The sequence below is a fragment of the Aquabacterium humicola genome (assembly GCF_030167915.1).
GTDB classification, from domain to species: domain Bacteria; phylum Pseudomonadota; class Gammaproteobacteria; order Burkholderiales; family Burkholderiaceae_C; genus Pseudaquabacterium; species Pseudaquabacterium humicola.
The window spans coordinates 595,280-609,349 of sequence record NZ_JARGNB010000001.1 but is presented as its reverse complement, the minus strand read 5'-3'; the positions used below and the strand labels follow the sequence as shown (position 1 = coordinate 609,349).

The 14,070-nt window shown below is 70.0% G+C and carries 12 protein-coding genes; all 12 read left to right on the top strand.

Features of this window, described 5'->3' with window-relative positions; all coding sequences use genetic code 11:
- Positions 1-60 precede the first annotated feature (60 nt).
- A complete protein-coding gene (locus P1K89_RS02840) occupies positions 61-804 on the top strand; it encodes a (Fe-S)-binding protein (RefSeq protein WP_284614842.1) in 744 nt (247 codons plus the stop codon).
- Complete coding sequence (locus P1K89_RS02835; protein ID WP_284614841.1) at positions 801-2,192, top strand: lactate utilization protein B; 1,392 nt, start codon at positions 801-803, stop codon at positions 2,190-2,192. Before P1K89_RS02840 ends, P1K89_RS02835 begins: the two co-directional genes overlap by 4 nt.
- Positions 2,192-2,800 (top strand): LutC/YkgG family protein, encoded by a 609-nt coding sequence (locus P1K89_RS02830; protein WP_284616298.1) that lies wholly within the window; start codon positions 2,192-2,194, stop codon positions 2,798-2,800. The genes P1K89_RS02835 and P1K89_RS02830 overlap by 1 nt, the downstream gene beginning before the upstream one ends.
- Positions 2,797-4,722 carry a cytochrome c3 family protein gene (locus P1K89_RS02825; protein ID WP_284614840.1) on the top strand — a complete coding sequence of 642 codons (1,926 nt, stop codon included), beginning with the start codon at positions 2,797-2,799 and terminating at the stop codon, positions 4,720-4,722. The genes P1K89_RS02830 and P1K89_RS02825 overlap by 4 nt, the downstream gene beginning before the upstream one ends.
- A gap of 34 nt (positions 4,723-4,756) precedes the next feature.
- On the top strand, positions 4,757-5,116 hold the full coding sequence (locus P1K89_RS02820; protein WP_284614839.1) for a c-type cytochrome: 360 nt from the start codon (positions 4,757-4,759) through the stop codon (positions 5,114-5,116).
- 81 nt (positions 5,117-5,197) lie between these two features.
- On the top strand, positions 5,198-6,619 hold the full coding sequence (locus tag P1K89_RS02815; protein WP_284614838.1) for an ethylbenzene dehydrogenase-related protein: 1,422 nt from the start codon (positions 5,198-5,200) through the stop codon (positions 6,617-6,619).
- Complete coding sequence (locus P1K89_RS02810) at positions 6,609-7,214, top strand: hypothetical protein (protein ID WP_284614837.1); 606 nt, start codon at positions 6,609-6,611, stop codon at positions 7,212-7,214. Before P1K89_RS02815 ends, P1K89_RS02810 begins: the two co-directional genes overlap by 11 nt.
- A gap of 63 nt (positions 7,215-7,277) precedes the next feature.
- Positions 7,278-7,616, top strand: coding sequence for a c-type cytochrome (locus tag P1K89_RS02805; RefSeq protein WP_284614836.1), 339 nt, complete (start codon positions 7,278-7,280; stop codon positions 7,614-7,616).
- 63 nt (positions 7,617-7,679) lie between these two features.
- The gene (locus P1K89_RS02800) at positions 7,680-10,442 is read left to right on the top strand and encodes an OmcA/MtrC family decaheme c-type cytochrome (RefSeq protein WP_284614835.1); all 2,763 of its coding nucleotides are present in this window, start codon (positions 7,680-7,682) and stop codon (positions 10,440-10,442) included.
- A gap of 10 nt (positions 10,443-10,452) precedes the next feature.
- Positions 10,453-10,827 carry a ComEA family DNA-binding protein gene (locus P1K89_RS02795; protein ID WP_284614834.1) on the top strand — a complete coding sequence of 125 codons (375 nt, stop codon included), beginning with the start codon at positions 10,453-10,455 and terminating at the stop codon, positions 10,825-10,827.
- On the top strand, positions 10,820-13,108 hold the full coding sequence (locus P1K89_RS02790) for an OmcA/MtrC family decaheme c-type cytochrome (protein WP_284614833.1): 2,289 nt from the start codon (positions 10,820-10,822) through the stop codon (positions 13,106-13,108). Before P1K89_RS02795 ends, P1K89_RS02790 begins: the two co-directional genes overlap by 8 nt.
- Positions 13,105-14,070 (top strand): DmsE family decaheme c-type cytochrome, encoded by a 966-nt coding sequence (locus P1K89_RS02785; protein ID WP_284614832.1) that lies wholly within the window; start codon positions 13,105-13,107, stop codon positions 14,068-14,070. Before P1K89_RS02790 ends, P1K89_RS02785 begins: the two co-directional genes overlap by 4 nt.

The following is a 14,070-nucleotide window of genomic DNA, read 5'->3' as shown; positions in this document are numbered from 1 at the left end:
TCACCCCGACGCCAGTGTGGGGCCAACGGCAACGCAGTCCCGGCGTCACAGGAGTTCCGGATGAAGGTCGGTCTGTTCATCCCCTGCTACGTGGATGCCTTCTTCCCCGAGGTCGGCATCGCCACGCTCGAATTGCTCGAGCGCGTTGGCTGCGAGGTGGACTACCCGCTGGACCAGACCTGCTGCGGCCAGCCGATGGCCAACAGCGGCTGCGAAGAGGATGCCCGCGGGGCCGAGGCGCTCTTCGTGCGCAACTTCGCGGCGCACGACTTCATCGTCACGCCTTCGGGCAGCTGTGCGCACCACGTGCGCAGGCACCTGACGGCGATCGAGCAGACGCCGGTGGTGTCGCAGGTGCGCGCACGGACCTGGGAGTTGGTGGAGTTCCTGCACGACGTGCTGGAGGTGCGCGAGTTCCCCTGGGCCCGATTCCCGCACAAGGTGGGCCTGCACATCGGTTGCGCCACGCTGCGCGGGCTGAACGAGGCGCAGTGCTCGGAGATCGGCGAGCCGCGCTGGAACAAGCCGCGCGCCTTGCTCGAGTCGGTGCGCGGCATCCAGTTCGTCGAACCGCGGCGACCCGACGAATGCTGCGGCTTCGGCGGCACGTTCTCGGTGTTCGAGGAACCCGTGTCCGGCCGCATGGGGCATGACAAGGTGGCCGACCACCGCGACGCCGGCGCCGACTACGTCGTCTCGCCGGACATGTCCTGCCTGATGCACCAGAAGGGCTGCGCCGAGCGGGCCGGGCTGCCGCTGAAGTTCCGGCACATCGCGCAGGTCCTGAACGGGGACCCGGCATGAAGCGGGTCGACCACGCCGAGGCGTCGTCGACGTTCATCGCGGCCAGCAGCCATGCCGCGTTCCACGACCGGCGCCTGTGGGACCTGCGCGGCAAGCGCGACCGCGAGGCGCACGGCCTGCCGGAGTGGGAGACGCTGCGCGAGCTGGCCTCGGCGATCAAGGCGCACACGCTGACGCACCTGGCCGACTACCTGGAGCAGTTCGAGCGCAACGCGCAGGCCAACGGCATCGTCGTGCACTGGGCGCGCGACGCGGCCGAGCACAACGAGATCGTGCACCGCCTGCTCGACGAGCGCGGCGTCACGCTGCTGGTCAAGAGCAAGTCGATGCTGACCGACGAATGCGAGATGCGGCCGTATCTCGAGCAGCGCGGCATCACCGTGATGGAGACCGACCTCGGCGAGCGCATCCAGCAGCTCGACGACGAACCGCCCAGCCACATCGTCGTGCCGGCGGTGCACAAGCTGCGCGGCGACGTCGCCGCGGTCTTCGGCCGCACGATCGGCCCCGCGCTGGGCACCGATCCGGAGAACGACGACGTGCCCTACCTGGCCGAGAGCCAGCGCCGCCATACGCGGCCCGCGTACCTGGCCGCCGGCGCCGGCCTGACGGGCGCGAACTTCGCGATCGCCGAGACCGGCAGCTTCGTGGTCTGCACCAACGAGGGCAATGCCGACCTGAGCGCCAACCTGCCGCCGCTGCACATCGCCTCGATCGGCATCGAAAAGCTGATCCCGACGCTGGAGCACCTGGGCGTCTTCGTGCGCATGCTGTCGCGCAGTGCGCTGGGGTCGCCGATCACACAGATCACCTCGCACTTCCGCGCGCCGCGGCCGGGCACCGAGCTGCACGTGGTGCTCGTCGACAACGGCCGGTCGGAGCGGCTGGGCATGGCCGACTTCTGGTACTCGCTGAAGTGCATCCGCTGCGGCGCATGCATGAACACCTGTCCGGTCTACCGGCGCTCCGGCGGCCTGAGCTATGGCGCAACGTACTCGGGCCCGATCGGCGTGATCATCGATCCGACCTTCGACCTGCGCAAGTACAGCGCGCTGCCGTTCGCCAGCACGCTCAACGGCAGCTGCACCAGCGTCTGCCCGGTGAAGATCAACATCCACGAGCAGATCTACAAGTGGCGCCAGGTCATCGCCGAGCGGCGCCAGCTGCCGCTGGTCAAGCGCGAGGCGATGCGCGTGGCCGGCAAGATCCTGGCGCGGCCGCGCCTGTACCGCGCCGCGGTCGAAGCGGCGGCCGCCGGCATCGACCACCTGCCGCGATCGCTGGTCTACAACCCCTTCAACGCATGGGGGCGCCAGCGCGAAGTGCCGGCCGCACCGCCGCAGACCTTCCGCCAGTGGTACCTGAAGGCACGTGGAGGCCCGACATGATCGGCAGCCGCGACCTGGTGCTGGCGCGCGTCCGCGCGAACCTGCCGCCGGCCGAGCCGCTGCCGGCGCTGCCCGACTTCCACCGCGCCGCGGCATCGCCGTGGGACGCGTTCACGGCCGCGCTCACGCGCATGGGCGGCGCGGTCGGCACGCCCGCGCCGGGCCAGTCGCTCGACGCCTGGCTGCGCGATGCCTTCCCCGGTGCCCGCGTGATGTGCTCGGCCGTGCCGGAAGCCGGCGGCACGCGCCGGCTCGACCCGGCGCTGGCACCGGCGACGCTGGACGACGTCGATGTCGGCGTCGTGCGCGCGGCCTTCGGCATCGCCGAGACGGGCTCGGTGGCGCTGAGCGAACGCGAGCTCGGCGTCAACGCGCTCGGCTTCCTGTCGCAGCACCTGGTGGTGCTGCTCGATCCGGCCTGCATCCTGCCCGACCTGCACCACGCCTACCGCGAGCGCGCGTTCTTCGACGCGGGCTACGCGGCGCTGATGACGGGCCCATCGGCCACCGCGGACATCGAGGGCGTGCTGGTCCGCGGCGCGCAAGGCATTCGCACGCTCACCGTGGTGGCGATGCCGCATCAGAACAATCAACGAGGCATTCGATGAACTTCCGCATTCTCGCGCTGCTCGTCTTCCTGCTCGCGGCGCCCGGCATCCAGGCGGCCGATGGCACGAGCGCCGCATGCCTGAACTGCCACGACGGCAGCAAGACGCTGCAGGCCACCGGCGAAGACGGCAAGAAGCGCGAGCTCAAGCCGGTGCACAAGTCCGCGCTCGCCAGGAGCACCCACACCTACCTGGAATGCAACGACTGCCACAAGGACGTCGTCGACAACCAGACGCCGCACAAGAAGACCGGCGTGGCGCCGCCCGACTGCGTGAGCTGCCACCAGAACCTGTGGGAGCAGCTGAAGAAGGATGGCCGCGACGCGTCGCGGCCGGACGTCAAACTGGTGCTGGACCAGGCCGAGGCCTACAAGCGATCGGTGCATTCGAAGCCCAACACCGACGAGCCGGACAAGGCCAACGCCACCTGCGCCGGCTGTCACAACGCGCATGCCTTCCGCCGCATTCCGAAGGAGGGCCCTGAGCGCACGGCCTGGCGCCTGGGCGTGCCCGCCGCCTGCGGCACCTGCCACGACACGCAGCTCGAGGACTACCAGGGCTCGGTGCACGGGGCCAAGATCGCCAAGGGCGATGCCAAGGCCGCGATCTGCGCCGACTGCCACAACCCGCACGGCGTCGACCGCATGTCGCAGCCATCGGCCAAGCTGCACACCACGCAGGCCTGCATCGGCTGCCACCAGGAACGCGGCAAGTCCTACACCGACACCTACCACGGCCAGGTCACCGCGCTGGGTTACACGAACACCGCGCAGTGCTTCAGCTGCCACGACAACCATGCCGTGAAGAAGCTGGACGACCCGACCTCCAAGATCCACCTGAACAACCGGCTCGAGACCTGCCAGAAGTGCCACAAGCAGGCGACCGCCGGCTTCGTCAGCTTCCAGCCGCACGCGACCAGCCACGACTTCGAACGCTACCCACAGGTGTGGCTGGCCACCAAGTTCATGGCCGGCCTGCTGCTGGGCACCTTCGCGTTCTTCTGGGTGCACCTGCTGATGTGGCTGTACCGCGAGATCCAGGACCGCCGCCACGGCAAGCGCGCGCCGCACGTGGATGTCTCCTCGCTGGGGCTGCCGCCCGGCAAGGCGGTGCACCGCTTCAACGCGTGGTGGCGCCTGGGCCACCTGCTGTTCGCCGTCAGCCTGATGCTGCTCACGCTGACCGGCATGACGCTCATGTACGCCGGCAGCGAGTGGGCGCCGGTGGTGGTGCGCGCGCTCGGCGGCCCGAAGGTCGCGGGGCTGATCCACCGCGTCTCGGCGATCGTCTTCTCGGCGATCTTCGTGATCCACCTCGTCTACATCGTGGTCTACCTGGTGCGGAACTGGCGCACGTTCAGGATCTTCGGCCCCGACTCGTTGATCCCGAACCTGCAGGACCTGAAGGACGTGGTCGCGATGTTCAAGTGGTTCGTCGGCCGCGGCCCGCGCCCGATCTTCGACCGCTGGACCTACTGGGAGAAGTTCGACTACTGGGCGCCGTTCTGGGGCGTCACGATCGTCGGCGTCAGTGGCTTCATGATGTGGTTCCCCGAGGCCACGGCGAAGGTCCTGCCGGGCTGGGTGTTCAACGTCGCGACCATCGCGCACGGCGAAGAAGCGTTCCTGGCCGCGGTGTTCCTGTTCACCGTGCACTTCTTCAACAACCACTTCCGGCCCGACAAGTTCCCGTTCGACCCGGTGATGTTCACCGGCTCGATGCCGATCGAGCACTTCGCGCGCGAGCACGGCGTGCAGTACCGCCGCCTGGTCGAGAACGGCGAGCTGCACAAGCACCTGGTCGACGCGCCGTCGCGGCCGATGACGCTGGCGTCGCACGCGCTCGGCTTCTTCCTGATCGGCTGCGGCCTCGTGCTGCTGGTCCTGATCGGCAAGGGATTCCTGCGCAGCATGGGCGCATGACCGTCATCCATGCGGTTCAGATGGAGAGACCACCATGACATCGACGGCACCTTCCCCCCGCGGCCTCGGCGCACTGGCCGCTGTCTTTGCCTGTTGTTGTGCGTTTGCGGTGCCTGCCGCCGCCGCCCCCGATGCGGCCGCGGCGGAGAAACTGGCCAAGGCCAGCGGCTGCACCAAGTGCCATGCGGCGGACAAGTCGAAGAAGGGTCCGTCGTACCAGAAGACGGCCGCGAAGTTCCGCGGCAAGTCCGACGCCGAGGAGAAGCTGATCACCCACCTGACGACCTCGCCGCGCGTGAAGTTTCCGGACGGCACCGAGGAGGAGCACGACACCGTCGACACCAAGGACGCGGCACAGATCCGCAACCTGGTGCAGTGGATCCTGGCGCAGTGAGATCGTGAGCGCCGCACGGCCGCCCGAAGGGGCGAATTCCCTGTCGGTGGAACCGGGCCGCGGGCCCGCGGGAGCCCCATCATGAGACGCTGGATGTACGGCTGCGTCGTGGTCTTCTTTGCGCTGCTGACCGCCGCCTGGCTCACGCACGGGCGCGGCATCATCCGCAACGACCCGGCCCGCGGCATCGAGATCCCCGCCGAGCGCACGGTGCCGCTGCAGGTCAAGGCCGCGTTCGACGGCCAGCGCATCTGGGTGCGCTACCGCTGGCCGACGCCCAAGCGCAACATCGAGGTCGACATGCTGCGCCACGAGGGCGGCAAGTGGATCCGCGAAGGCCAGGCCAAGTCGGAGGGCGACTACGAGGACCGCGTCGCGATGATGATCGACGACGGCAGCGTGCCCGAGTTCGGCCGCTACGGCGCCTACGTGATGGCCAACGTGCGCATGTGGTCCAGCGGCGACGACGGGGGCGAGGAGGAGGTCGCCGCGCACCCCTACCTGGGCGCGAAGAAGGGCCAGCGCGAGGTCGGCAAGTACCTGCCGTCGACGCGGCAGCGCCCGGGCGACTGGTCGACCGTCGTGCCCGAGCCGGAGCTCGCGCGGCTGCGCGCCGCCGGCTACTTCGTCGACCTGTGGCAGTGGCACATGAACCGCACCAACCCGATCGGCAAGGCCGACGACGGCGTGATCGCCGAGGCGCGCTACAGCGACACCGGCCGCGGCGTGCTGTTCTCGACCAACTGGGACAACAAGGCCGGGCAGCCGCGCTGGATGCTGGACCCGAAGAAGAGCGGCGGCCGCCGCGCGCTGGCGTGGAGCGAGGTCACCAGCGGCAAGCTCGCCGATGCCGACACCTACCTGCGCCAGGAGGACGCGGTGGCGTTCGATGCGGCGCAGGCGTGGAAGGATGGCGACACCATCCCGCGCCGCGTGATGCGCCCCAGCGAAGGGTCTGCCGGCGACGTCACCGTGCACGGCACGCCGACCTGGGCCAACGGCCTGCGCGACGTCACGCTGACACGCGCGCTGAACACCGGTCATCCGGACGAGGACAAGGCGATGCTCGACAAGGGCGTCTACACGATCGCCTTCGGCCTGCACCGCACCACCGACGGCAGCCGCTTTCATTACGTGTCGTTGCCGGCCACGCTGGGGCTGGACCGCGAGGCGCAGATCAACGCCGTCAACATCCCCACCGGCGAGGCGCCGAAGTGGGAGCAGCCGTGGAGCGACGTCACGCTGTTCTTCCCCGGCCGCATCGCGTGGGCCACGCTGTCGAGCGCCAAGCACGCCGGATCGAAGTACATCGACAAGGGCGTGCCGGTGAAATTCCGGCACAGCGAGAAGCAACTCTCGCACTACAGCGTCGAGGCGGTGTTCGCCGACGAGATCTTCCGCCAGTGGGTATCGACGCTGGTGTCCGGACTGGCCTTGATCGCCGGCTTCGGCCTCGCGCTGAACCTCCTGCTGCCGCGACCGGGAGCCCAGCATGAACTATGAGGTCTTCATCCGCCTGCTGGCACCGTTCCATGCGGTGCTGGTGCACTTCCCCGTGGCGATCTGGACCACGGTGTCGCTGGTCGTCGTATTCCGCGCGCTGTTCGACGGCCCCACCGCCAGCGCCGCGGGCCGCGTGCTGCCGCTGCTGGTCGCGCTGGGCGTGGCCTCGGGCATCGCGGCGTTCGCCGCCGGCTTCTTCATCTTCTCGCTGACGGCCGCCAGCGCCTCGCCGCTGATCCGCAACCACATCCTGGCCGGCGCCTGGTCGATCGCCTACTGGAGCGTCTTCCTCGTCACCGTGTGGCGGCTGGGGAACAGCGCCTGGCAGGGCGGCAACCGCTGGCTGATGCTGGCGCTGGCGGGCCTGGGCACGCTGCTGGTCACGGTGACCGGCACGGTCGGCGGGCACATCGCGGGCAACCCGACCGCCGTGTCGCTGATGTTCGACGCCCTCGGCTGGAACGTCTACGACACCTTCTACGTGCCGAACCCGATGGTGGCGGCGATCGCGGCCGGTGCGCTCGGGCTGCCGCTGATCGCGCTGCTCGTGAGGCGCCGTCACCACGGTCGCGCCGTCGCCCGCACCACCGACTGATATTCATCAACCCAAACCACCACCACGGCGAGAACACTCGACCAGGACCGCAAGGAGACATGCATGAAGATCCCCGCCCTGCTGGCCATGCTGGCCACGACCCTCGTGCTGGCGAATCCCGCGCAGGCCACGCCGGACGCCGATGCAGCGCAGAAGCTCGCCAAGGACAGCGGCTGCATGAAATGCCACGGCATCGACAAGTCGAAGAAGGGACCGTCGTTCCAGAAGACCTCCGCCAAGTACAAGGGCAAGACGGCCGAAGGCGAAGGCAAGCTGCGCGACCTGATCACCAAGACCACCAAGGTCAAGCTCGACGACGGCTCCGAGGAAGAGCACGGCGCCGTGAAGTCCAAGGACGACGCGCAGATCAAGAACCTCGTGAGCTGGATCCTCGCGCAATGACATGAGACAGCCCCGGGCAGCGGCAACGGCGCCGCTGCCCGTTCCGCACCGACGGAGGACGACATGAAGCGTACGTTGACCTCATGGGGCCTGGCGGCCTCGATGGCCTTCGGCATCGTTGCGATGCTGGCTGGTTGCGGAGGAGGAGGCGGCGGCAGCGAACCGGCCCCGCCGCCGGTGACGCCGCCACCATCCGAGCCGCCGCCGGTGCAGGTGCCCACCGGCACCTCGCCGATCACGATCACCGCGAACACGCCGCCGGCGACCTTCGCTGCGCTGGCGCCGAAGGTGACGATCGGCAAGGTCACGATCGCGGGCGGTCCGCCCACGGTCGACTTCGCGGTCACGGACGTCGACGGCAACGCGATCATCGGACTGGGCAGCACCAGCAAGGCCGCCACCGCCACGGTGGCGAGCTATCCGAACATCGCGTTCTCGCTCGCCAAGCTGGTTCCGGGCAGCAACGGCAGCCCGAGCAGGTGGGTCAGCTACATCGTCACGACGGTGCCCACCACCACCGCCGCCGCCGCGCCGACGCGCCCGAGCACCGACAACACCGGCACGCTGGTCGACAACCGGAACGGCACCTACAAGTACACGTTCTACCGCGACATCACCAAGGTCAAGGACCAGGTGGCCGGCATGACGGTCAGCGGCACCAACAACAAGGCCGACCTGGGCGACCTCACCTACGACGCCAGCCTGACGCACCGGCTGACGCTGCAGTTGTCCGGCAACGCGCCCGGCACCGGCAACAACACCGCCACCGGCGCGACGGTCGTGCCCGGCGTGCCGATGACCAAGCCCGTCGACGCGATCTACGACTTCATCCCGGCCACCGGCAAGCCGGTCAGCGCCAGCGATGCGAGCCGCGAGATCGTCGCCACCGCCAAGTGCAACGAGTGCCACCAGAAGCTGGGCGGCATCCCGGGCGACAGCCCCGAGAGCTCGGCCGCCGGCTTCCACGGCGGCAGCCGCAACGAGACGCGCTACTGCGTGGTCTGCCACACCGACCAGCGCAAGTACGGCCGCAGCGAAGCGAAGTACGACGCCGCCACGCGCACGTTCACGGGCACGTCCACCGAGCTCGTCGACGGCCGCGCGCTCGGCGACATGCCCAACAACATCCACAAGACCCACATGGGCGGGATGCTGGCGAAGAAGAACTACAACTACGCGGGCGTGCAGTACAACCACGTGAAGTTCCCGCAGGACATCCGCAACTGCACCAAGTGCCACGACGGCAGCGCGACCTCCAGCGCGAAGACCGCCCAGGGCGACAACTGGAAGAACGTGCCGAGCCGGCTGGCCTGCGGGTCCTGCCACGACGGCATCAACTTCGCCACCGGCAAGGGCGTCACGATCGCCGACGCGGTCAAGGGCCTGTCGACCAGCGAGCACGGCCACGTCGGCGGTGCGCAGGCCGACGACTCGCTGTGCGTGTTGTGCCACAAGCCTGCCGCGATCGACCTGAACCACCTGCCGGTCACGCCGCCCAGCGCCAGCAATGCGCTGCTGGCCGGCGGCACCAACGCGAACAGCAACGCCGCGTGGATCGCGTCGAACACGAGCCGGCTGCCGCCGGGCGCGATCAAGGTCAGCTATGACCTGAAGAGCGTGTCCCTCAATGCCAGCCGCAACCCGATGATGGTGTTCCGCATCCTGCAGAACGGCGCGCGCGCGGACCTCAATGCGCCGGGCACGGGCAAGACGGAGATCTGGGACAACTTCGTCGGCGCGCCCAGCGTGTACTTCGTCTTCGCGGTGCCGCAGGACGACGTCGCCGCGCCGGCCGACTTCAACGCCAGCGTCTCCAGCTACCTGCGCAGCCTGTGGAACGGCAGCGCGAGCGGCACCGGCAAGGGCACGCTCACCGGACCTGACGCCGACGGCTACTACACCGCCACGCTGACCGGCGCCACGATCCCCGCCAACGCGGTGATGCTGACCGGCGGCCTCGGCTACTCGTACAACGTGGTCAACACGCTGCCGCTGACGCAGGCCAACCTGGAGGACTATCCGATCGCGGCGGCCACGGCCACCACGGGCCTGAACCCGGCGATGCCGAACAAGACCGGCGGCCTGATCGTCATCGCGCCCAACGTGCAGAAGGTGGCCGACGGCTTCACCGGACGCCGCGCGGTCGTCGAGGACAAGCGCTGCAACAACTGCCACCAGGAACTCGGCACCTTCACCGAAGAGGCCTTCCACGGCGGCCAGCGCAACGACGGCACGACCTGCTCGTGGTGCCACACGCCCAACCGCGCCAGCAGCGCCTGGTCAGCCGACTCGACGAGCTTCGTTCACGCGATCCACGCCGGCGCCAAGCGCGAGGCGCCGTTCACCTGGCATGCGCTCAGCACCACCGAGTCGTTCGCCGACATCGGCTTCCCCGGCGTGCTGAAGAACTGCGAGGGTTGCCACGTCCCCGGCAGCTACGACTTCAGCAACACGGCTTCGGCCAACGCGCTGCCGAACCGGCTGTACCGCACGACGGCGGCCGGCACGTTCAGCTCGACCGCCAATGCGCTGGCGCTGTTCCAGATGTCGCCGTACATCACGAAGGACGTCAACTACGGCGCCGGCTTCAGCTTCAACCTCGGCACCGGCGCCACCACGCCGGCGGCGCCGACGACGCTGGTGAACTCGCCGATCGCCACCGCCTGCGTCTCGTGCCACGACTCGGCCCTGGCCCTGTCGCACATCCGCGCCAACGGCGGCTCGTTCTACGCCCCGCGCAGCAGCGCGCTCGCCAGCGGCGAGCAGTGCATGCTGTGCCACGCGCAGGGCAAGGTCGCCGACATCAAGGTGATGCACGAGAAGTGAGCCGGCCGTGATGCAACGCTTCACCATCGGCGCGGTGGCGGCCGTGCTCGTCGCGGCGGTCGCCGCGGCCGCGCCGGCAGCCACCGTCTCGGCCACCACCGCAGCCACCACCGCGGCCCCGGCCGCGCCGGCAGCGGCCCGCGCCAAGGTCGCCGCGCCGCCGGCGCAACCGCTGGTCGACATCAACCGCGCCAGCCGCGCCGAGCTCAAGAAGCTGCCCGGCATCGGCGATGCCGAGGCCGATCGCATCGTCGCCCACCGGCCGTACCAGACCAAGGCCGACCTGGTGCTGACGAAGGCGCTGCCCGCGGGCGTGTACCTGCAGATCAAGGGCCGCATCATCGCCAAGCCCGTCGCTGCGCCGAAAGGGAAGCCGCGTGTTTAGGGCGTTATCGTCGCTGCTGGCTGCGGCTGCGCTCGCGGCCGCCCTCGCCGGCTGCGGCGGCGGCGGTGGCGCCGCGAGCCCGCCACCCGCGGATCCGTCGCTGCCGCCGACGATCGACACCGGCCCGGCCGCGCTCGCGGCGGCGCAATCCCTGTCGATCCGCGTCGACAGCGCGCGCTTCGACGGCAAGCCGGTGATCGAGTTCACCGTGACCAACCAGGCCGGCGCCGGCATGACCGGCCTGCAGCCGGCGGACCTGCGCTTCAACGTCGCCAAGCTGGTGCCCATCGGCAACGGCGAGCCCGCGCGCTGGCAGAACTACATCAACCGCGCATCGAACGGCCTGGTGCAAGGCACGCAGGAACGGTCGTCGAGCGGCTACGCCTTCGGCTCGCTGGAGCGCCTGGGCAGCGGCCGCTACCGCTACACCTTCGCCACCGACATCGCCGATGCGGCGAAGAACCCCTGCCCCGCGCCCTGCACCGGCGCCGACGGCCGGCCGCTGGACCTGCGCTTCGATCCCGCACTGACGCACCGCGTGACGGTGCAGCAGGCCAACCGCAGCTACCCCGAGGCTACCGGCGTGCTCGACCTCGTGCCGAGCCTCGGCGCCGGCAGCGGCGTGAGCCTGCAGCGCGACATCGCCGCCAGCGCCACCTGCAACTCCTGCCACAACGTGCTGAAGGCGCACGGCAACCGCACCGATACGAAGCTGTGCGTGACCTGCCACAACGGCGGCACCTCGGCCGCGGGCGGCGCCAACATCGACTTCAAGGTGCTGGTGCACCGCATCCACTACAACGCCGGCGGCGCCGCGCTGCCGAGCGTGCGCGCCGGCACGCCGTACACCGTCGGCGGCCACGACTACTCGGCCGTTCGCTTCACGCAGGACGTGCGCAATTGCACGCGCTGCCACGACGGCACGCCGGGCGCCGCCAACGCGACGCCGCAGGGCGACCACTGGAAGAGCCAGCCCAGCATCGCGGCCTGCGGCAGCTGCCACGACGACGTCTACTTCGGCCGCACGCCCGACGCGAAGAAGCCGTACCAGACCCGCGCGCACTCGGGCGGCGTCGCGACCGACAACAGCACCTGCACGCTGTGCCACGCGGCGGGCAAGTTCAACGATGCGAAGGACGTGGCGATCGCGCACGACTACCCGGCGCGCCTGAAGGCCGCCGCGGCGCGCTTCCAGCTGAACATCGTCTCGGTCAGCGGCACCACGCCGGGCGCGAAGCCGGTCGTGACCTTTTCCGTCACCGATCCGACGGCCGGCGGCGCGCCGTACGACATCCAGGCCGATCCGCACTTCACCGCGGCCGGCGGCGCCAGCACGCTGGCGGTGAAGATCGCGTGGACCACCGCCGAGTTCGGCAACGACGGCAGCGGCCAGGCCTTCGGCCAGCCGGTGACGATCAACGCGCTGACCGCGGCGGCGCCGGCGGGCGCGGCGGGCACCTACACGGTGACGTCGCCGGTCACGCTGCCCGTGGGGCTGACGGGCACCCTGCGCGCCACCCTCGAAGGCCACCCGGCGGGCGACGTGACGACCCCGGGCCGGTACACCGACCGCCTCGCCGTGAAGACCGCGTTCAGGGACACGGCCGTCACCGGCACCGTCGTCACGCGGCGCACCGTCGTCGACGTCGCGAAGTGCAATGTCTGCCACGACGTGCTGAGCCTGCACGGCAACAACCGCAGCAACGAGATCGGCGCCTGCACGGTCTGCCACAACCCGAACGCGACCGACGGCGGGCGACGGCCGTCGGCCAACGGCGTGCTCACCGGCGGCGCCGACGGAAAGCCGGAGGAGTCGATCGACTTCAAGACCATGATCCACGGCCTGCATGCGGGCCAGGCCGACAAGGGCGGCGTGCGCGACAAGGGCCTCGTCGTCTACGGCTTCGGCGGCAGCGTCAACGACTTCGGCCATGTCAACTTCCCCGGCCGCCTGTCGGACTGCGCCACCTGCCACGTCGGCGAGACCTATCGCCTGACCGGCGCGTGGGCGGCGCCGGTGGGCGCGGGCCTGCTCGGCACGACCACCTCGTCCGGCACCTCGCGAACCGATGCCGCGGACAACCTGCGCACGTCGCCGACGGTGGCGGTGTGCGCGTCCTGCCACGACGGCGCGGTGGCGAAGCTGCACATGCAGGACCCGGCCAACGGCGGCCGCTTCGGCGCCACGCAGAGCGCGCTCGCCTCGAACACCGAGGCCTGCACGCTGTGCCACGGCGAGGGCCGCGTGTTCGACGTCAAGACGGTGCACCGCGTCAAATGAAGCCACTCCACCTGCTCCTCGCCCTGTGGCTGATGGCCGTCGGCGTCGGCGCGCACGCCGCCGACTGGACCCCGCACGACACCGAGTACAGCAAGAAGGGCGCCGACACCTGCCTGGAGTGCCACGACACCGACAGCGACACGGCCACCTACACCACCAACGGCATCTTCAAGAGCAAACATGCGCAGCGCGGCCATGCCGGCACGCCCTTCGGCAAGGGCGGCCTGCAGTGCGAGGCCTGCCACGGCCCCGGCGGCCGCCACTCGGCCAGCGGCAGCAAGAAGAAGCTGACGACGATCAGCTTCCGGCCCGACTCCTTCCTGCCCGTGGCCGAGCGCAATGCCGCGTGCCTGCAGTGCCACCAGGCCGACCGCCGCAGCGCGTGGCACGACGGCCCGCATGCGCGCGGCGACGTCGCCTGCACCGATTGCCACAAGCTGCACACCGGCAACGATCCGGTCAAGGCCAAGGCGAGCCAGCCGGAGGTCTGCTTCGCCTGCCACAAGGCGCAGCGCGCCGACTTCCACAAGGCCTCGGCCCATCCGGTGAAGGCAGGCAAGATGGCGTGCTCCGATTGCCACAACGCGCACGCGGACACCAGCGCGAGTGCGCTGCTGAACAAGCCGACGACGCTGCAGGCCTGCCAGAGCTGCCATGCCGACAAGCGCGGTCCCTTCCTGTGGGAACACGCGCCGGTGGCCGAGGACTGCACGCAATGCCACAGCGCGCACGGCTCGCCGCGGCCCGCGCTGCTGGCCAAGAGCCCGCCGCTGCTGTGCCAGCAGTGCCACAGCGTGGCCGGCCATCCGGCGGTGGCGCGCACGGGCGCCGCACTGCCGGCAACCTCCGGTGGCGGCACGGCCGGCGGAGCCTCGGTCTTCCTGCTGGCGGGCAGCTGCACCAACTGCCATTCGCGCGTGCACGGATCGAACCACCCGGCCGGCAGCAAGCTGATGCGCTGA

Bases quoted from the DNA above. Each gene is read 5' to 3' on its own strand.
- P1K89_RS02835 (WP_284614841.1), top strand. From the start codon at position 801: ATGAAGCGGGTCGACCACGCCGAGGCGTCGTCGACGTTCATCGCGGCC.
- P1K89_RS02820 (WP_284614839.1), top strand. From the start codon at position 4,757: ATGACATCGACGGCACCTTCCCCCCGCGGCCTCGGCGCACTGGCCGCT.
- P1K89_RS02815 (WP_284614838.1), top strand. From the start codon at position 5,198: ATGAGACGCTGGATGTACGGCTGCGTCGTGGTCTTCTTTGCGCTGCTG.
- P1K89_RS02795 (WP_284614834.1), top strand. From the start codon at position 10,453: ATGCAACGCTTCACCATCGGCGCGGTGGCGGCCGTGCTCGTCGCGGCG.
- P1K89_RS02825 (WP_284614840.1), top strand. From the start codon at position 2,797: ATGAACTTCCGCATTCTCGCGCTGCTCGTCTTCCTGCTCGCGGCGCCC.
- P1K89_RS02805 (WP_284614836.1), top strand. From the start codon at position 7,278: ATGAAGATCCCCGCCCTGCTGGCCATGCTGGCCACGACCCTCGTGCTG.
- P1K89_RS02810 (WP_284614837.1), top strand. From the start codon at position 6,609: ATGAACTATGAGGTCTTCATCCGCCTGCTGGCACCGTTCCATGCGGTG.
- P1K89_RS02840 (WP_284614842.1), top strand. From the start codon at position 61: ATGAAGGTCGGTCTGTTCATCCCCTGCTACGTGGATGCCTTCTTCCCC.
- P1K89_RS02800 (WP_284614835.1), top strand. From the start codon at position 7,680: ATGAAGCGTACGTTGACCTCATGGGGCCTGGCGGCCTCGATGGCCTTC.
- P1K89_RS02785 (WP_284614832.1), top strand. From the start codon at position 13,105: ATGAAGCCACTCCACCTGCTCCTCGCCCTGTGGCTGATGGCCGTCGGC.